Source organism: Spirosoma validum, assembly GCF_014699035.1.
Classification (GTDB): Bacteria; Bacteroidota; Bacteroidia; order Cytophagales; family Spirosomataceae; genus Spirosoma; species Spirosoma validum.
Map to the genome: position 1 here is coordinate 74,888 of NZ_JACXAA010000006.1, position 19,423 is coordinate 94,310.

A 19,423-nucleotide genomic window follows, 5' to 3' on the forward strand; every position below is an offset into this window, starting at 1 on the left:
CCTGGCAAGGTAAAAAATCCTATCAATCTTTTAAATCCTATCAACTAATCCGGACCGTTGGCCGATATGCGCTCTTTTTAGCTACAGAGGCTATTACCGAAGATTTGGCTTTTTTAGTATTCTTCTTCCGACGACCCCACCATATAATAAAACCGGTTACTGGCAGACTCGCGCAGATCAGACTGGCGCAAAACGCCAGAATTTTTCCGGGTAAACTCAATATAGCTCCAGTATGAATGTCGTAATTCATCCGGCGGAGTTTATCACCAAAGCCAGCCTTTGCATAAGGACCGGAGTAGGGTCCTCCCATTTCGATTGGTTTAAGTGTTTGCTGATCAAACGTGTAATAATCCAGCTTGTGGTACGTATCAGGCTTATAATTAACGTAGGCGAAAATGGTTTCTGAAGCTTTTTCAGGGCAAGACACATAAACTCCAGCCGTTTCTGGTTTTTTCTCTGAGAGTTGTTGCCAGACAAGATCAGTTGGCGAATTAAAGCGTCTGGCAACGGTCGTATCGGATACTGGCAATTTAAATTCCGTTGCGGATTTGCCACCCGTCGTTACCCAATACACGGAATTGGCAAACCATTCCAGGCCAAAAATTAACCCCGTTAACGCCAGGATTAACGAAACGATCAACGCGTAGAAGCCCGGCACATTATGTAGATCGTAATTAACACGGCGCCATTTTGCTTTCCACTTTACCTTAAAACTTTTATCACGGTTGGCTTTATTCAAATTCCTGGGCCACCACAACACTAGTCCTGTGATCAGTAAGATCGTAAAAATCAACGTACCGTATGCAACGACTGGTTGTCCTATTTCTTCAGGAAGCCATAGATAATAATGACCATGCAGAATGAAGTGGAAAAAGTCAGTTTCTTCGTCCTGCACCTTTAAAATTTTACCAGAATACGGATTTATGTAGACCTGATAATAGTAATCCGGAGCCGCCCCATAAAAGGACACAATCGCGCTACGTCCTTTGCCATTATAGGTAACTCCTTTGGCAGGTTTATCGATTACTTTTTCGGCTACGGCTTGTAACTTTGAAGGTGGTAACAATAGGTGGTTATTCACCGACTCCATGTATTGGTAAGGCCGTAGAACACGTTTGATTTCGTGCTCAAACGCCAGAATACAACCTGTAGTCGCCACAATAAACACCAATAGCCCGGACGATAATCCGAGCCAAAGGTGTAGTTGACCAATCAGTTTTTTTACTGTCATAGTCGATATAACCGATTATTAAAATTTAAGGCCTAGACTCAGCCGGAAATTGCGCGGAGTTTCTATCTGCCAGTAATACGCTTTGCTCCATGAATAATAAGCGCCAGAATAAATAGTGGCGTCCAAAATATTATTCACATTCAGGGCTACGTTAAATCGATCATTTTGCCAGGAGATAGCTCCATCGGCCCGGAACGAATTGGGCATCGTCGGATTTTTGTCAACAGCATCGGAAAACCAGCCATATCGGTCCAGTTGCCACTGATACCCCAGCGAAATACCTAACCCTTGTACGGCTCCTTTTCGCACCCGGTATGATAACCAGGTGTTCGTTACGTGCTTGCTATAACCGGGCACAGGTAACCCGACATTCTCTGACTTAGTATCTTTCGTAATCTTCGAATCTGTATAAGCATAATTAGCGACCAGATTTAAGCCCGGCACTACTTCACCTCGCAGATCAACTTCAACTCCACTCGTCTGCGTTTGCCCTAGTTGAATCGAGAAGTTAGGGTTAGTCGGATCGGTAGTCAATACGTTGTTCTTCGTAATTTGATAAGCCGAAACGGTTGAGTTCCAGCGGCCATTAGCCCAATCTTTCTTTAAACCGATTTCGGTATTGTTTCCGGTGATGGGTTTGAACGCATTACCCAAGCGATCAGCACCCGACTGCGGCACAAATGCCTGGTCATATAAGGCATAAACGGAGGTTTGCTTATTTAGCGAAACGCTGGCACCTACACGTGGGGTAAATCTGGTTTCATTAGTACCGGCACCGTATTGGCTATCGCGGGTTGATGTAATGCGCCCAGCCAGTGTCAGGCGAAGGCGATCCTGCCAGAAACGTAGTTCATCCTGAAGATAAATCCCACTGTACGACTGACTCATAACATTGGCCCCCGCTCGGTTTCGCAGGCTTTGTGAGCGATCGAATTTAGGTAACAAATGGGCGGGCAGATAGTAATTGGGGTTATTACCGTTGAATACAAACGTACTGTCGTAGAGCGGAAAGCTTTGATTCCAGTCAGCGATGTATTTCTTACTACCTAGATCCAGGCCAGCCAGGATTCGATGCGTAACTGGACCGGTTGTTACGTCACCATTTACAAATACCTGAGCGAACTTTCCTTCATTGGCAGCATCCCAAAGTCCATTATACTGGTAGATATCGCCATTAACGTGAGCCGAATCGGCCCAAAGCGAACTACCTACCTGCGAATAATTAAAATAAGCCAGTTGCCCCGTTAATTTCCAGTTTGAGCTGAGTTGGTGTTCCAGGATTAGATAGGAACTATGATCGTGAATAACTGTCGGATCGAGATTAGCCATCGTAATGGAAAGCGTACGCGGGAAAACAGCATACCCATTCGGAGAGAAATTATAGGCTGACCCCATTGGTGACATCTGCGAATATTGATAAGTATATTCGGCCGTTATGGATGTTTGTTCGCTGAGTTTATATTTAAGAACAGGCGCAATTGTGTATCGGTTATTGTACTCAAAATCGCGGAACGAGCCTTTTGACTGCCCCATTACGTTCATTCGATACAGCAGACTACCATCCTGATTCAGTTTACCGTCCAAATCAAGCGTAGCGCGGTACGTATCAAAACTGCCCGTGGTCAAATTCACTTCACCCTTTGTAATACCCGTTGGCTTTTTTGTAACGATGTTGTAAAACCCGCTGGGTTCGCCGTTGGCCATCATAAACCCAGCAGGCCCCTTCACAAACTCAACCCGTTCAACCATCGACATATCTTCTGTCAACGGTCCCCAGGTCGACGTAACGTTCATGCCATTGCGGAATGGCGAAACGCGTGATCCACGCATATTTAGACGCGAGTAGTTGTCCCAGTGCTCCTGCCGCGTCACCCCGCTCACATTGCGTGAAACGCCCTCCAGCATATCAAAAATCTGCTGATCAGCAATGAGTTGCCGATTAACCACTTGAATGTTTTGAGGAAGCTCAATCAAGGGGGTTTTAACGCGCAGACTATTGGAAGCAATATCGGTTTTGTACGAGTTTTTCCCTTCAACCGTTACCTCTTGAAGCGATTCAGTGGTTTCCAGTAAGGTCAGGTCACTTAGTTGTATAGTTTCTCCGGCAACTACGGAAACGGTCTGACGAATGCGGGTGAATCCTACCCGACTAATGACCAATACATGCGAGCCAGCGGGTACATTATTTATAACGAATTCACCTCGTTCATTGGTGATTGTCCCTAATCGGTTGTTGCTTACATGTACGTTAGCGTGTGTAAGTGGCTGTGAATTAGCTAAAACTTTACCCGTAATAGTGCCTGTAGAGGTTTGTGCATAGCTAGAAGTACTGAACTGTACGCCAAGCAATAGAGCAAAGGCTAGTAAGTAATTCCAGAAAGTAAATAGATGTCCTTTCATTATTATTTAGACTGATTATTAATAGCAAAAGTAGATTACAGATTTTTATTAATAATTACCACCTAAAAAAGATTACATAAAAGGGCGGTATAGTTTAATTAACTATACCAATAAAAAACCCGCAGAGATTTTAGTCCCTGCGGGTAATCAAGCCATCTGCTTACGATATACTAATTCTCTTTTTTCTCCGGTATGAGCCAGGAAGCCAGAACGCTGATGCCCAGAATAGCTATAATAATATAAAGCGAGTAAACAGGCTTAAATCCTTGTTCAGCCAGCCAATGTTCAGCCAGCATCTTAGCGCCTATAAAGGTCAACAACACAGCTAAACCAACTTTCAGGAAGCGGAACTGATTGATAATACTCGACAGGAAGAAGAACATCGAGCGCAATCCCATGATGGCAAACACGTTTGAGAAAAAGACGATGTACGGATCTTTCGTGATCGAGAAAATAGCCGGAATCGAATCAACCGCGAAGACCAGATCAGTAAAAGCGATCACAATAACAATTAAGAAAAGAGGGGTCACAAACAGTTTCTTATCTGACTTCCGGCGGACGAAAAAATTATCCGTTACGTTACGAGGATATACATTCAGATACTTACTGGCAAATCGAACAACGGGGTGTTTGGATGGGTCAATTTTTTCGTCCTCTTCTTTCTGGAAGAACAATTGAATGCCCGTATAGATTAGAAAAGCGCCAAATATGTACAGAATCCATTCAAATCGCTGAATTAAAGCTGAACCCAGGAAAATAAAGACAAACCGCAGCACAATCGCGCCCAGAATTCCCCAGACCAGAATTTTTTTGTAAAAGCGTTCACGAACGCCGAATGAACTGAAAATCAGGATAAATACAAAGATATTATCGGCCGAAAGAGAATATTCGACTAAATAGCCAGTAATGTATTCCAGCGCCATATTGTCCTGAAAGCGAGATAAGCTGGCCGCAAAATTTCCAGGCACCAGCTTAACATGTTCGGCATATTGCTTACGAACCTCTTCAAGCCGGGCAAGCGTGTCAATGCCATGAACGAGATAGCCGAAATTCTTAAGGAAAAAATAGAAGGCTATCGATAAAGCGACCCAGATAGCACTCCAAATGGCTGCCTCTTTAAACTGGACGACGTGACTCTGCTTTTTAGAGAAGGCGCCTAAATCAAGCGCCATAATAAAGAGTACAAAAGCGGCAAAGGCAAGAAAAAACAGAGTTTCGCTAGAAAACATAATTAGTAAATATACAGCCAGTTAAGGCGCTGGCTCAATTCAGTTGCTGGTTAAACAACAAATCTACGGCCAATATGGCGAAGGAAAGGGAGCCAATTGCTAAAAATATTGGCAGAGTAAGACCTACCGCTTAATTTTGCGCCCATGTTTAATAACAAAAAGGTCATTGTGGTGATGCCAGCCTACCGGGCCGCCCTGACATTAGAACGCACCTACCGTGAAATTCCACTCGATTTAGTGGACGATGTTATTCTAGTCGACGACGCCAGTCCAGACAATACCGTTGAAGTTGCCCGCCAATTAGGCATCCGGCACGTCATCCGACATGATAAGAACAAAGGGTACGGCGGTAATCAGAAAACGTGTTACGCGAAAGCACTCGAACTCGGCGGAGATATTGTTGTGATGGTCCACCCCGACTATCAATACACTCCCCTACTCGTACCTGCCATGGTTAGTATTATTGGGAATGACCTATACCCAGTCGTTTTTGCTTCCCGCATTTTGGGCAAAGGAGCGCTGAAAGGGGGGATGCCGATGTACAAATACATAGCCAACCGCTTTCTGACGTTTTCGCAGAACCTGTTGATGAATCAGAAACTATCTGAGTATCACACGGGCTATCGGGCTTTTTCGGGCGAAGTACTACGTAGTCTGGACTTTACGGACAACTCCGACGATTTCATCTTCGACAACGAAATGATTGCCCAGATTTTCTACAAGGGCTACGAAATCGGCGAAGTTACCTGCCCCACTAAGTATTTTGACGAAGCGTCATCGATCAATTTTCGGCGTAGTTCCATTTACGGCCTCGGTGTTCTTAGAACCTCTGTGCTGTATATGTTTACAAAGTTAGGATTGATGCACTGGAAAGTACTGAAGTAAGTCCTCCTATAGCGTTAAATAAAAATTACCGCCAGCCTGAGTTAATTTCACTCCAGACTGACGGCAATTGCTTTTTCTATCTAGTTCGCCTTACAGGTGAATTGCTTCTCCGTAAGCAGCTTCGGTAGCGTCTTTTATCGACTCTGACATGGTTGGGTGCGGGTGAACTGCCTTTAGGATCTCTTCGCCCGTTGTTTCCAGCTTTCGGGCAGTTACCACTTCGGCAATCATTTCTGTTACGTTGTTGCCGATGAAGTGAGCGCCTAAAAACTCACCGTATTTTGCGTCGAAAATAACTTTTACGAAACCTTCTGGCGTGCCAGCGGCTTTAGCTTTACCCGACGCCGAAAAGGGAAATTTACCAACCTTTAGTTCGTAACCTGCTTCGCGAGCAGCTTTTTCAGTATAACCTACCGACGCAATCTCAGGCGTACAATACGTACATCCCGGAATGTTGTTGTAGTTCAGCGGCTCAACGTGTGGTAAACCAGCAATTTTCTCAACGCAGATAATCGCTTCAGCCGACGCTACGTGTGCAAGTGCCTGCCCTTTCGTACAATCGCCAATTGCGTAATAGCCGTCAACATTTGTTCGGTAATAATCATCCGAAACAATTTTGCCCCGATCAACGGCAATGCCTGTTTCTTCAAGACCGATATTTTCGATGTTAGCCACAACGCCAGCAGCTGACAATACCAGGTCAACGTCGAAGGTTTTTTCACCATCGGGTGTCTTTACAAACACTTTGCAGCCTTTGCCGGACGTATCAACTTTCGTTACCTCCGACTTCGTATAGATATCGATACCAATTTTCTTATACTGCTTAGCAAGCTCTTTCGAGATGTCTTCGTCTTCAACCGGAACTACGTTCGGTAAAAACTCAACGATGGTCACCTTGGTACCCATACTGGCATAAACATAAGCGAACTCAACGCCAATGGCCCCAGAACCAATCACTAATAGTGATTCGGGTCGTTTCTCGAGCGACATAGCCTTTCGGTATTCAATTACCTTATTGCCGTCGATGGGAACATTTGGTAACTGGCGGGCGCGCCCACCGGTCGCAACGATGATGTGCTTGGCTTCGTACTCCGTAACCTTACCATCAGCAGCCGTTACGTCGATTTTCTTACCAGGTTTTAGCTTGCCATTCCCGTAAATGACATCGATTTTATTCTTTTTCATCAGGAACTGCACACCTTTGCTCATGCTTTCGGCAACGCCCCGACTCCGCTTGATAACGGCACCAAAATCTGCCTTCGATTCGCCCGAAACCGTGATACCGTAATCAGCCGAATGTTTGATATATTCAAAAACCTGCGCCGATTTCAGCAGGGCTTTGGTTGGGATACAGCCCCAGTTCAGACAAATGCCGCCGAGACTCTCACGTTCTATAACAGCGGTTTTCAAACCCAACTGCGACGCCCGGATAGCAGCTACGTAGCCGCCTGGCCCGCTACCCACAACGATTACATCGTACTGTGAAGCCATTAGTTAATGAATGAATTAGTAGAGAATGAATAATTAAAAAAATCGTCTTAAAAAGAAAACGCAAAGGTAGGTCGAAAAGTTGAGACCGAAGGCAAACCCATCGCCCACCTTCTTTTGTTCTATCTTTGTGAAATAGAATAAAGAGATTAGATGCAAAAGACCATTAGCAATACAGTCCTTCTTCGTCTGATCTCTTATATCGCAAAACAAACCAATACGACAAGTTCATGACAACTGATCAGTTGACCGACTTGAGAGCCAGAGTAGAGGCTCTGAGGGGGTATCTTTGACTACGATAACAAGAAAGAACAACTAGCTGAACTCGAACAGCAGACCTTCCAGCCTGAGTTCTGGACTGACGCAGCTCGCGCCGAGGGCGTAATGAAGCAGGTTCGTGCGCTAAAAGGCTGGACTTCGGGCTACGAAAAGCTTAATGGTCAATTCGGTGACCTTGAAACCCTGTTTGAATTTTACGAAGCAGGTGACGTAACCGAAGAGGAAGTTGATGAGGAAGGACGTAACGTTTCAGCCACCCTCGACGATCTCGAACTTAAAAAAATGCTCGGTAATGAAGAGGATCAGCTTAGTGCGGTTCTCGAAATCAATGCCGGGGCGGGTGGTACCGAAAGCCAGGACTGGGCCGATATGCTCTATCGAATGTACATGCGATGGGCTGAAAAACACGGTTACGGTCTAAAACAAGTCGATTATCAGGAAGGCGATACGGCCGGCATTAAATCAGCTACAATCGAAGTCGACGGAGCGCTGGCTTATGGTTTTCTTAAGTCAGAAAATGGTGTTCATCGGCTGGTACGTATCTCACCGTTCGATTCCAACGCTCGGCGTCATACTTCGTTTGCCTCGGTGTTTGCCTATCCGCTGGTGGATGACACGATCCACATTGACGTTAACCCAGCGGATATTGATTGGGATACGTTCCGGTCGGGCGGAGCGGGTGGACAGAACGTAAACAAAGTTGAAACAGCCGTTCGATTACGCCATCACCCATCAGGATTGATTATTGAGTGTCAACAGGAACGCAGCCAGTTACAGAACAAGGAAGTGGCGATGCGGCTGCTGAAGTCGAAACTCTACGAAATTGAGGTGCAGAAACGTAACGCAGCCCGCGCCGAAGTAGAAGCTGGTAAGCAGAAAATTGAATGGGGTTCGCAGATTCGCTCTTACGTACTGGACGATCGACGGGTGAAAGATCACCGTACGGGTTACCAGACGTCTAATACTGAAGCGGTGCTGGATGGTGACCTGGACCCTTTTATAAAAGCGTTTTTGCTGGAGCAGGAGTAATCAGAACTGTGACTTGCCAGATTTACGGATTTATTAGATTTTCTTTTTGCCTGTAATCTCGAAATCCGGCAAATCCGTAAATCTGGTAAATCATAGTTCTAATTAGTATGAAATTTATCCTCCTGCTTACTCCCTTTCTATTAGCCTGCGCCCAGCATACTGCTGATTCGTATATGATTGTAAACCCGAACGCCAATGCCTCGAAGTACTCGTTCTTATCCCTCGGTGATTCGTATACAATTGGCGAAAGCGTTTCTGAATCCTATCGCTGGAGCGTTCAGTTAGCGGATTTACTACGTAAAGACAGCGCTGACGTCGCTGATCCTGATATTATTGCCCGTACAGGTTGGACGACGTCGGAGTTACAAACGGCCATTAAAGCTAGCGGTAATCAAAAAACGTACAGTCTTGTTTCGTTGCTCATTGGCGTCAATAATCAGTATCGGGGACAAAGCCAGGATCAATATCGGATGGAATTCCGGGGGTTACTGCAAACGGCCACTAGGTTTGCTGATAATAAAGCTAACCATGTATTTGTCTTGTCCATTCCTGACTGGGGGGCATCTCCATATGCCGCCGGACGTAACAAGGCCCAGATTGCCCAGGAGATCGATCAGTTCAACACAATTGCAAGAGACGAATGTCAGAAGGCGGGCATTACATACGTTGACATTACGACATTAACGCGTTCCGCAGCTGGCGACGCTACACAATTTGCTTCGGATGGACTACATTATTCCGGTAAACAGATGCGTACTTGGGCCGAGAAAGCATTGCCCGTTGTTAAAGAGGTCCTAAGAAGATAACTTATCCTATTTATAAAAAAGAACAGGGTATTCGTTTCTGGTGACGATATCGACGAATTGCCTCGGGACTAGTCTAAGGCAATACGGTTTACGGCTTTCTGAATTCGCTAGTAAGTGTCACGGGTGGTCAATATTTAGTAGTTGGTTAGACTGATTCGCAATGTATTCAGTCCGTAATGCCGATAAACATCTTGCACACAAACAACCGTCAAATAAGGAACGAATGTACTGCCGCTGCTCTTCAGTCAACTCAACAGATGTACATTGGCACAGGTTTATACTGCCAACTTTACATTCGTAAACGGTTTCGCAACGCGGACATACTACCTGATCGTGTTTATAAGCTGAATCCATCAAAGAACCATTTCCTGTTCGAGAGCGATAAAGTTAACCAGTTGCTGCCGATCATTACGCACAGGGAAAATTGTTATATCGCACCAGTACGTAGAGCCGTCTTTGTGATAATTGAGTACCATTTCTTTATTCGGCTTCTCTTGTTCAATAGCCAATTTCATTCGTTGACGAGCGGCTACATCTGTTTGAGCTCCCTGTAAAAAACTCGGCTTCCAACCTATAACTTCGTCCCGATTATAGCCTGTCATCAATTCAAAAGGCTCGTTAACGTACTGAATAATCTGCCAAGGATCCGTCACGATTAAAGCCCATTCCGGCTGCCCCATCAATTGACGTAGTACCGACGGCAATTGCCACCGGTTTGTTCTTGCCAGTTTATTTAATGTTTCCGATTCGTAGTGTACGGTTCGCTGTATGGGTCTCGGCATGAATTCCCAGGCCATACAAAGTGGCAGAATCTGAGCCGATTTATTTTGCTCACGAATCATGGCAGCATATTCTTTTCCGGGATTCATGGTAAAATCAAGTTAGTGCATTCTATCAGATACAACTAATAGTAGATGTAAGCTGTTTTCTCAATCGACACTCTAACGAATCAATACAGTGTGTAAACAAAGTCAAGCTTATTTTGAACGTATCAGGGATTCTGGGTCAATAACGTTTTAGCCTCAGTTCTGTTTGCTCATAAATTAAATTGACCTGACCATTTGACTACAAGTCAATCATTTAGCCCTCTGTATGTATGGTAAGGAAGGTTGTAGCACACCACATAAGTCACCATATTTCTCATTAAGAACATGTGCTTAACTTCGGCATAAGTTTTGTAGAAACAGAAGACAATACTAACCTTTGTTCTGCTCTATCTACTGTCTATTTTTTATTTACTTAAAATAGTTATTTAGAATAATTAAAAACAATTTTTTATTCCCCTTATTTTCCCCTTGCTTTGTGAGTAGAATTACAGCCAATCTACTTATATGCAGTTTGTTCGAATTGTTAATCTTATCTTCTTACTAAGTTTACCACTGACGTTGTGGGCTCAACAATTTGCAACCATTCGGGGCACCGTAACAACCTCCGACGGTAATCCGGCAGAAGCGGTTACGGTCAGTCTGAAAAGTAAAGGGCAAGGCGCCATTACAAATGCCAGTGGTAGTTATATAATCAATCGGGTTAAAGAAGGCACTTATACCGTACAGGTTTCGGCGATTGGCCTCCGAACCACGGAAAAAAACGTTACCGTAACGCCGGGCGAAACAGCAACGCTTGATTTCGTTTTATCGGAAAATACAGCTCAGTTACAGGAGGTTATTGTGAGTAGTGGACGTATTAATCGCTTCGCCAGAACATCGAGTGATTACGTTTCCAAAATGCCACTTAAAAATCTGGAAAACCCTCAGGTTTATAACACCATTGGTAAAGAGCTTCTAACGGAACAGCTTGTGTTTTCAGTAGACGACGCGATGCGTAATGCGCCAGGTGTGCAGAGAATGTGGGAAGCTACCGGACGCGGTGGCGACGGGGGTAGCTATTACAGCTCACGCGGATTTATTGTTCAGAGCCAGCTTCGTAACGGTCTGGCGGGTAACGTTACCAGCGATATCGACGCCGTTAACCTCGAAAAACTCGAAAGCATAAAAGGACCATCCGCTACGTTGTTTGGCAGTTCACTTACTTCCTATGGCGGGTTAATAAACCGGGTCACTAAAAAACCTTACGAAACCTTCGGGGGCGAAGTAGCATTATCAGCAGGTAATTACGATTTTCAGCGAGCCAGCATCGACGTCAACACGCCCATTACGAAGAGCCGTACGCTGATGCTACGTGTCAATACAGCGTTTACGCATCAGGGAACCTTTCAGACGAATGGATTCAGCCGAAACTTCGCGCTGGCTCCCAGCTTGCTCTACAAACCCAATGATCGCCTGTCTATCCTGCTCGATGCCGAGATTTACCGATCCGAGAATGTTGGCAAACAGATTATCTTCTTTTACGTTCCCGGTTATACCCTTGGCGCTAATCGGGTCGACCAGCTTAACCTCGATTACCGCAATTCGTACATGGGTGGTGGCCTAAGGCAGCAGTCTCGTAGCACAAATCTGTTCTGTCAGGTGAACTACCAGATTTCGCCTTCCTTTACGTCATCAACCAATATCAGTTCGAGTCATAGTTTTTCGAACGGCTTTGGGCCCTATTTCTACCTGATTCCGGATGGCAAAACACTGGGAACTAATCTGCTTATACGAGCTGATCAGTCAACGCGTAATAGTATGAGTGATGTCCTGGAAATACAACAATTGTTTAATGGCGATTTCACGCTGGGAAGCCTGCGTAATCGCATTGTCTTGGGCCTGGATTACTTACATGTCAACGCGAATCAACTATTTTTTGGGAGCACATACGACACTGTCCCGATTACGAATGGATATGACTACAGCCAGTTTAACGGAACCAATCAAACCGCTCTGTATGCCAGCAAAGCTCCTGACTTCAGCTATCCCGTTACTGGTATACGTAACACTTCCAGCGTTTTCCTGTCAGACGTACTGAATCTAACGGATCAGCTGAGCGTATTAGCCGCGTTGCGGGTCGATCATTTTACCAACAAAGGCGGCACAGAAGGTCAGGCCGTAACGGGCTATGATCAAACGGCTTTTTCGCCAAAATTCGGTATCGTCTATCAGCCGGTTAAAGACAAGGTTTCCCTGTTTGCTAACTACCAGAATAGCTTTGCGAATCGAGGTATATACAACGCCTACGACGTAACCGACGCGGATAGTTTGGTACAACGGTTCGCGAAGCTCGAACAGGCGAATCAATTTGAGGCTGGTGTGAAACTGAACGCGTTTAGCGGACGTCTGACCACAACTATTAGTTATTATGACATTCAGGTCAAAAACCTACTACGTACTGATCCGAATCCACCAGCGGCTGCTCGCTTTGCCCAAACGCAGGATGGAACACAGGCGAGCCGGGGTATTGAGGTCGACGTAGTGACCAACCCATTTGCGGGATTCAACGTAGTGGCTGGTTTTTCGTACAATGACTCTAAACTGATCAATGCCGACGTCGACGTTGTCGGTCGTCGGCCAACGACGGCGTCTTCACCTATACTGGCAAATCTGTGGCTCAGCTATCGTCTACCCGATTATGTCGCTAAAGGACTGGGCTTTGGATTCGGAGGAAATTACGCCAGCGACAACAAAATTCAGAATAGTATCAGCCTGGGTGAGCTTATCTTACCAGCTTATACAGTTCTGAACGCGTCTGCTTTCTACGATCAGCGGAAATTCCGTATATCAGCGAAAGTGGATAACCTCACCAATCAGTATTACTGGATTGGTTATACGACCATGAATCCGCAGAAATTAAGAAGTTTTGTGGGTAGCGTCAGCTACAAATTCTAATCAATGGCAACCATGAGCACAGCAAAACAAGTTAAAACCTGGTTTCAGATTCATAAATGGACCAGTTTGATCTGTACAGCTTTCCTGTTGATGCTGTGCTTAACGGGTTTGCCTTTGATCTTCCACGAAGAAATTGAAGAGCTGGAGGGCAAGCCCAAATTGGCGCCGACGATGTCGGCCGAAACGCCCCAGTTACGCCTTGAGCAGTTAGCCCAGACAGTCCGGCAACAGTTTCCCCAAAAAGTTATCCGCTATACGTATTGGGATGAACATGAACCGAATACGATGACGTTTACGTTGTCGGACTCACTAACGGCTCCGGCAGATAATTATAAACTTGTTATTCTTGATAGTCGCACAGCGAACGTATTGGAAGAGCCGAAAGTACAGGAAGGATTCATGTACGTTATGTTCCAGCTACACGTCGATATGTTTATGGGTATCGGCGGCAAACTGTTTCTGGGACTGATGGGTCTGCTGTTTACCGTCGCTATTGTTTCCGGTCTGATGTTATACAGCCCAATCATGCGTCGGTTCAACTTTGGCATGATACGCACTGAAAAGTCGACCCGACTCAGATGGTTGGATTTGCATAATCTGCTTGGTGTCGTAACGGTCGCCTGGGCAACGGTGGTTGGCCTGACGGGCGTTATCAATACGTTGTCTGAAGTTATCGTAGGCGTCTGGCAACAGGGGCAACTGGCCGAAATGGTAGCGCCGTATAAGGACGAGGCTCCGCTGCGTGGACGCCTGAGTCCGCTCGATCAGGCAATGAACCTGGCGCAAAAAGCGGCTCCGGGGATGATCCCCTCGTTTGTTGCTTATCCAGGTACTCCTTACTCCAGCCAGCATCATTACGCAGTTTTTATGCGTGGTAATACACCGTTGACCGAACGCCTTGTCAAGCCAGCTCTGGTAGATGCTAAAACCGGCCAGCTAACCGATATGCGCGATATGCCCTGGTACGCGGACGCATTGTTCATTTCGCAGCCTCTTCACTTTGGCGATTACGGTGGACTACCCTTGAAGATTATCTGGGCTCTTTTTGATATTATAACCATTGTTGTTCTAGCTAGTGGACTGTACTTGTGGTTTGCGCGTAATAAAGCTACGAGAGCTCAGTTTGCCCGGATGGCATCATCCAACCGAAAACAGTCAGCGGACCAGGTTGAAGACCTCGAAATATTAACGCTTGGCTTACAAAAAGAAGAAACCCATGAAAAGTGATTTCTGGCACGTGTGGACAATCCCGCTCTGGATCGGTGTAGTTAGCTTATTCGGTCTTATAGCCGCGTTAGTCGGCGATGATGTATGGGATGTACTCTCCTGGATTACGCTAACCATACCACTCGTTATCATTAGCCGGTTTATTCTGAAACCTACGGTGGTCAAACGGCAGCAGAAGAGCAACAGAAATTAAGCTAAGGCCGCTTTTACTACTTTAGTTGCATTAAACTTCTGTTTGTAATACCGCACAGTTTGTCTAATAATCACCCCTCCAATAATAGCCGGAGCAATCCAGCTTATCGTGTACGCCCAATCAGGTGCATCAGCGGGTAAGATCCGGGCTACATTGTTGACTAAAGCCGCTGTGAACGTAGCGATATAAGAGCCTCCCATGCGTGTAACATGCTGAAAGAACCAGTGCATTTTCTCGGTTGGCTTACTAATAAGACTGTAATCCTTCCAGGCAAACATCCCTGTTAATGCGCCGAAAAATGTAAAGAGAATTGGGAAGAATGCATTGGTAGACTGACTTATCAAATAAACTCCAAAACTGATCATCGCTATACTCGTAGCCAGCGTAACGTAAGTTAGAATACGATCACTGGTAGCAGGACCCGTTTTTTTCTGTTTTGTAGCCCGCCAGCCAGTCATGCAGAGGTAAAAACTAAACACCGCAATTCCTGTCAGGAACAGACGTAGCATTTGAAGGGGTTGCAGGGCGCATAGCAATAGCGCCGTTATGGCTACCGTAATCATGCAGTATACATATACGAGACCCGTACGGTTATGAAGACTACTACCTTTTTTCGAAAACATGGGTATCAGTCCAACAATCAAGGCTATAGAGCCAGCAGAAATGTGGAGAATTAAGGTAGCAAGAATGAGCGTTTTCATGGCCGTAACTGTGTTAGATTCGTTGGGACAAACGTAACACAGCTTACCTCCTCGTAGCAAGGCAAAAGGGCTGATCAGCAGTTTCTGGGACGTTTGACAACCATTTCCTAGCGCTTTCGGTATTTCTGGTAAACCTGATTACGTCCGAAGTAGTGGACGTACTGAATAAAATTGAATTCGATGTTATCAAACAATACCTGTTCATCCCCAACGGCCAAGTGTAGGTTATGAATCCAGCGTAAATTCGTACGTAGCAAGCTGGTTTCCGTACTGGTTACGCGAATGTCCCAACCGAAAATCAAGCCAATGGCTGGTTTCGTCTGCAAATAACTTCGTTCATTATCGTTCATGGACAACCGTTCAAGTGATACCGTTGGGCCGACGTAAGGGGCAAAGCCAAGATAATTGAACAAGTATTTGTAGGCCTCAACCATGAATGAGTGTCGTCTAAGTCGTATATCAGCGTCGAATGCGCTTACGTGTGTCCCCATCGTGCGGTAGGAAAGACCTACATTCAGGTCGGCTTTATAGAAATACCGACCAATGGTCAGATCGGGCGTAAATCCGCCAATCGCTTCACCACGCAGATACGGATGCTTTTGCTGTATATACGACGACCGACCCAATGGTCGGGGCATAGCCGCTGAGGGACCAATGCCAGCATACCAGGCACTGAGTCGATTATGACGCTTTAGCAATTCATGCTTACGATTCAATTGAGTAACCGAACTCGATGAAGTCATATTACGATCCGTATCGATGTACCGTAGTAATCCCACGCTAACCGACACTGGACTAAGCGACGTAGTGCCAAATGTTGTAGGCGAAATAGCATAGGACAGTTCTGTATTCGGATGATAATGAATCCCTGCTGTGATAAGATAATTCGACGTTGTATACGTTAATCCAGCCTGCAACGGTACGGCCATTCGTTCGACTTCTGGAAAGCCATTGGTATAGCTCGTCCCAGCGGTTTGATGGCCATACGACATAGTTCGGAAACTAATACCCACATAGGGGCTGATACGTCCTGGCTCTAATCGAAATGGATAAACTTTGGCCCCGGTCTCGATACCATGCGCATAGCGCATAGCCGAAAAAGCATCCGGTCGGGGCGACCATCGAAACGGCAAGGGAAATGACACATAAAAATCGGCATGGCCCCAGAAATGAATTCCCCCGATGGTCAAACGAGGGATTGCCGTGGGACTCAGCGAGGCATTACGAATGGCTCCTTCGGGTGTTTGGTAATCCGTCTTTCCACCACCCAGTGTTAGAATGTCACCCCCAAATGTCGTCCAGGCAAATGATGTGCTTTTCTTTAAGTACTTGACGGTGTAAACCGTGTCGACTGATTGACCAGATAAGCTCAGTGGTAAACAAAAAAGCAAAAAATAATGTATTACGAATCGCATTTGTTCAACCTGGAGTTGATGTATAGCAAATGTAAGCCGCATGAGTTATTTAAAGCCTTCAAAGGGACATTCTGCAAGATCTGGGCTGTTTAACAAACTAAACCGACAGGTAGCATACGCGCTACAGCGATTTTAATTCAGCGACCAGCGTTTCATTATACTGCCGGGCAACAGGTAGCTGAATCTGGCCATCCATTAAGTGAAGTTTGTAGCCCTGCGCATTGCCCGTTACGCGTTCAACCCGGTTAAGATTGACAACGTAGGAGCGATGGCATCGGACAATGTGGGGCTGGGCGATTTGCTTTTCCAATCGACTCAGGCTACTACGTACCAACGGCTTAACCAACTGGCCATTCTTCCGATAAACCACCGTACTATAGTTATCACTTGATTCGATATAAAGCAGTTCGTCAGCAGGAAAAATCAGCCGGTCTTTATCGTTGTCGGCAACGAGCGTCAACGTAGAATCGGACGCTTTATCGCCGTCCATCGCCAGCTTACTTTCAGTAGTCGGAACACCATGTACAGGCGTGGCCACGGGTAATTCCGCAGCTGCCTGGCTGTATTTTCTGAGTCGTCGGATGTAGCTTAAAAGAACTAAGCCCGTGATAGGAAAAGCCCCGATTAGAAACGTAACAACAATCATCCCTATCCAGCCGAGACCACCGTTTTCTCCGGGCCCTAACAACCATTCCAGATAAAATCGGTTGGCAACGGCAATGACCAAAACATTAACCGATATGAACAGAATTTCACGGCCAACAGTCCAGTTTTCTTCAGAAAATTGACGAGGAAAGAGTTTTGGCCAGAACGCAAAGTGGAATGCGGTTATAACAAACGTAACGGCTCCGAACCCTAGTAACTTAAACAGTTTGTTAGATGTCTCCCAATTGTTTAAACCAAAGGGTTGAAATACAACTAAAAACAAACCAATAAACAAACCAATCACCAAGGCTCGACGTAACGCTGGCAGAAAAGCGTTGTTAGTCGGATAGGGTTGGGTGAACAGATTGGCCATAATACCGATAGCGCGAACGTGTCCTCTAAAATAGTCGCCAACTGGCAATCTGATCAAAAAACTGTGGCAGCACAGGTGGATAAACAATGATCATGAACAGAACCCCAAACAAAGCGCCATAGAAGTGCGCGTCATGATTAACGGCACCTAGACCCCGACGAGCTTCGTAGTAAGAATAGGTTAGATACAGAGCTCCAAAAATAAAACCCGGAATACCAATTGGAATAAAAAACAGATAGATCGGTGTTAATGGGCGAAATAAAATAGCGGCAAAAAGAATAGCGGATACACCCCCAGAAGCTCCCAGCGAATTGTAATTACGATCATTACGATGTTTTAATAACGTAGGAATATCCGATACGATGATAGCAACTATATAAAAACCTATCAGGTATAGAGGGCCGCTGGAGCCAAACAGAAGGTCAAACACCTGCTCAATAAAGCCACCGAAGAAATAGAGGCTCATCATATTGAAAAGCAAATGACTCCAGTCTGCATGTAGAAACCCCGATGTGACAAGCCGGTAGTACTGCCCTTTTTTCGTTATATCGTAGGGATTCATAATCCAGCGATCCATCAGGCTATAATTATTCCAGGCCATTAGACTGATAATGACTGTAATAACGATGATAATGAGGGTTATACTCATAATTTTTTGTAGAAGACAACAATAGAGCTACTTGATTTACAACCTTTCATAAACCCAATAGCAGGTATCGTATATCCGTTTAGCTTTCCCGTTCAACGAGTTGTTTAGCAAATTGAATCAGTAATTTTTTTCGGTCAGCATCAGCCTTAACAGCCTCAAAATTGGTAAATCCTCTTGCGAAATATTCCCCGATACGTGCTTCCGTTAACTGGCGAATGCCTAATTGATCATAAATCGACGTAACAGCCTGTACCTTTTCGGCCTTATCAAAATCTTTCTGATTAAGCCAGCCGATCAATTCATCTTTAAGGCTACCTTTTGCCTGTTGGAGCGCTTCAATCAGCAGAAACGTTTTTTTATTCGCAATGATATCGCCCCCAACCTGCTTTCCGAATTTGGCAGGGTCGCCATATACATCCAGCAAATCATCTTTTAGCTGAAATCCAACGCCAATGTTCATACCTCCTGCGTAAAGATGTTGGGTTGTTTCATCGTCAGCACCAGCTATCAATCCGCCCAGCTCAAGGGCATAGCCGAGTAAGACAGATGTTTTAAGCCGAATCATATCGATGTATTCCGTTTCCGTTACGTCCCAGCGGGATTCGAAATTCATATCAAGCTGCTGTCCTTCGCAGACCTCCGCAGCCGTTCGACTGAATCGCTCTAAAGCAGGTCTAAGTTTATCCGCTTCGACATGTAAAAGCAGCTGATAGGCATTCACTAGCATGACGTCTCCCGACAAAATGGCAATATTCTCATTCCATTTTTCGTGTACGGTTGGCTGCCCACGACGTAGTGGCGCCTTGTCCATAATGTCGTCATGCATAAGGGTGAAATTGTGAAAAACCTCGATAGCCAGAGCTGGCCGAACTGCTTTCTGCCAATTGTCGGTAAAGAGGTAGGCCGCCATCAGCGTAAGCAACGGGCGCATCCGCTTCCCGCCAATATCCATAATATATTGAATAGGATTATAGAGCTCCGGCGGCTGCTGCCCATATTGAATACGTTGAAGTTCGTGTTGAAGAGCATCAAAAAAAATAGCTGGATTCATTCGGAGGAAGCAGGATTCTATTGGTTCTAAACGCCAAAAGTACAGCAAAAGCCTCCAAAAG

General features: G+C 45.5%; 17 protein-coding genes. 6 read left to right on the plus strand and 11 right to left on the minus strand.

Translation table 11 applies throughout. The features are described 5' to 3' along the window. Nucleotides 1-40: 40 nt before the first annotated feature. The 3 genes from IC230_RS16960 to IC230_RS16970 all read right to left on the minus strand — a co-directional run bounded on the left by IC230_RS16960 (nucleotide 41) and on the right by IC230_RS16970 (nucleotide 4,860). Nucleotides 41-1,231, minus strand: a complete 1,191-nt coding sequence (locus IC230_RS16960; protein WP_191040235.1) for a PepSY-associated TM helix domain-containing protein — start codon at nucleotides 1,229-1,231, stop codon at nucleotides 41-43. A gap of 18 nt (nucleotides 1,232-1,249) precedes the next feature. Beyond that, complete coding sequence (locus IC230_RS16965) at nucleotides 1,250-3,631, minus strand: TonB-dependent receptor (protein ID WP_191040236.1); 2,382 nt, start codon at nucleotides 3,629-3,631, stop codon at nucleotides 1,250-1,252. A 170-nt stretch (nucleotides 3,632-3,801) separates the two neighbouring features. After that, nucleotides 3,802-4,860: a TerC/Alx family metal homeostasis membrane protein gene (locus tag IC230_RS16970; protein WP_191040237.1), complete on the minus strand. Its 1,059-nt coding sequence runs from the start codon at nucleotides 4,858-4,860 to the stop codon at nucleotides 3,802-3,804. Nucleotides 4,861-5,004: 144 nt separating this feature from the next. Here IC230_RS16970 and IC230_RS16975 point away from each other — a divergent pair, with 144 nt between their 5' ends. Next, entirely contained in the window at nucleotides 5,005-5,745 is a 741-nt protein-coding gene (locus tag IC230_RS16975) for a glycosyltransferase family 2 protein (RefSeq protein ID WP_191040238.1), read from the plus strand. 90 nt (nucleotides 5,746-5,835) lie between these two features. Here IC230_RS16975 and lpdA read toward each other — a convergent pair whose 3' ends face one another. Beyond that, nucleotides 5,836-7,236 carry a dihydrolipoyl dehydrogenase gene (gene lpdA / locus IC230_RS16980; RefSeq protein WP_191040239.1) on the minus strand — a complete coding sequence of 467 codons (1,401 nt, stop codon included), beginning with the start codon at nucleotides 7,234-7,236 and terminating at the stop codon, nucleotides 5,836-5,838. Between the two features lie 227 nt (nucleotides 7,237-7,463). Between lpdA and prfB the strand changes: the two genes are divergently transcribed. Further along, nucleotides 7,464-8,541, plus strand: a protein-coding gene (gene prfB / locus IC230_RS16985; protein ID WP_191040240.1) for a peptide chain release factor 2 whose coding sequence is annotated in 2 segments (ribosomal slippage) — nucleotides 7,464-7,523 and nucleotides 7,525-8,541 — 1,077 coding nt in all. Because the reading frame shifts where the segments join, the coding sequence is not laid out codon by codon here. A 107-nt stretch (nucleotides 8,542-8,648) separates the two neighbouring features. Next, nucleotides 8,649-9,347: an SGNH/GDSL hydrolase family protein gene (locus IC230_RS16990; RefSeq protein ID WP_191040241.1), complete on the plus strand. Its 699-nt coding sequence runs from the start codon at nucleotides 8,649-8,651 to the stop codon at nucleotides 9,345-9,347. A 117-nt stretch (nucleotides 9,348-9,464) separates the two neighbouring features. Here IC230_RS16990 and IC230_RS16995 read toward each other — a convergent pair whose 3' ends face one another. Then, nucleotides 9,465-9,701, minus strand: a complete 237-nt coding sequence (locus IC230_RS16995; RefSeq protein ID WP_191040242.1) for a cysteine-rich CWC family protein — start codon at nucleotides 9,699-9,701, stop codon at nucleotides 9,465-9,467. Continuing rightward, complete coding sequence (locus IC230_RS17000) at nucleotides 9,701-10,216, minus strand: PAS domain-containing protein (protein ID WP_191040243.1); 516 nt, start codon at nucleotides 10,214-10,216, stop codon at nucleotides 9,701-9,703. Before IC230_RS17000 ends, IC230_RS16995 begins: the two co-directional genes overlap by 1 nt. Nucleotides 10,217-10,678: 462 nt before the next feature. On the opposite strand from IC230_RS17000, the gene IC230_RS17005 reads away from it, so the two are divergent. The 3 genes from IC230_RS17005 to IC230_RS17015 are packed head-to-tail and all read left to right on the plus strand — an operon-like array spanning nucleotide 10,679 to nucleotide 14,528. Further along, the gene (locus tag IC230_RS17005; protein ID WP_191040244.1) at nucleotides 10,679-13,108 is read left to right on the plus strand and encodes a TonB-dependent receptor; all 2,430 of its coding nucleotides are present in this window, start codon (nucleotides 10,679-10,681) and stop codon (nucleotides 13,106-13,108) included. A 12-nt stretch (nucleotides 13,109-13,120) separates the two neighbouring features. Next, nucleotides 13,121-14,335 carry a PepSY-associated TM helix domain-containing protein gene (locus IC230_RS17010; RefSeq protein WP_191040245.1) on the plus strand — a complete coding sequence of 405 codons (1,215 nt, stop codon included), beginning with the start codon at nucleotides 13,121-13,123 and terminating at the stop codon, nucleotides 14,333-14,335. Beyond that, nucleotides 14,325-14,528: a hypothetical protein gene (locus IC230_RS17015; RefSeq protein WP_191040246.1), complete on the plus strand. Its 204-nt coding sequence runs from the start codon at nucleotides 14,325-14,327 to the stop codon at nucleotides 14,526-14,528. Before IC230_RS17010 ends, IC230_RS17015 begins: the two co-directional genes overlap by 11 nt. Here the strand turns inward: IC230_RS17015 and IC230_RS17020 are convergent. From IC230_RS17020 to IC230_RS17040, 5 genes are all read right to left on the minus strand, one after another. Further along, entirely contained in the window at nucleotides 14,525-15,229 is a 705-nt protein-coding gene (locus IC230_RS17020) for a DUF2306 domain-containing protein (RefSeq protein WP_191040247.1), read from the minus strand. The two genes, IC230_RS17015 and IC230_RS17020, sit on opposite strands and share 4 nt — an antisense overlap. Nucleotides 15,230-15,336: 107 nt before the next feature. Next, the gene (locus IC230_RS17025; protein WP_191040248.1) at nucleotides 15,337-16,644 is read right to left on the minus strand and encodes a hypothetical protein; all 1,308 of its coding nucleotides are present in this window, start codon (nucleotides 16,642-16,644) and stop codon (nucleotides 15,337-15,339) included. 121 nt (nucleotides 16,645-16,765) lie between these two features. Then, a complete protein-coding gene (locus IC230_RS17030) occupies nucleotides 16,766-17,662 on the minus strand; it encodes a LytR/AlgR family response regulator transcription factor (protein ID WP_191040249.1) in 897 nt (298 codons plus the stop codon). A gap of 25 nt (nucleotides 17,663-17,687) precedes the next feature. Then, the gene (locus tag IC230_RS17035) at nucleotides 17,688-18,311 is read right to left on the minus strand and encodes a rhomboid family intramembrane serine protease (RefSeq protein ID WP_191040250.1); all 624 of its coding nucleotides are present in this window, start codon (nucleotides 18,309-18,311) and stop codon (nucleotides 17,688-17,690) included. A 79-nt stretch (nucleotides 18,312-18,390) separates the two neighbouring features. Further along, complete coding sequence (locus IC230_RS17040) at nucleotides 18,391-19,362, minus strand: polyprenyl synthetase family protein (RefSeq protein WP_191040251.1); 972 nt, start codon at nucleotides 19,360-19,362, stop codon at nucleotides 18,391-18,393. Nucleotides 19,363-19,423 lie beyond the last annotated feature (61 nt).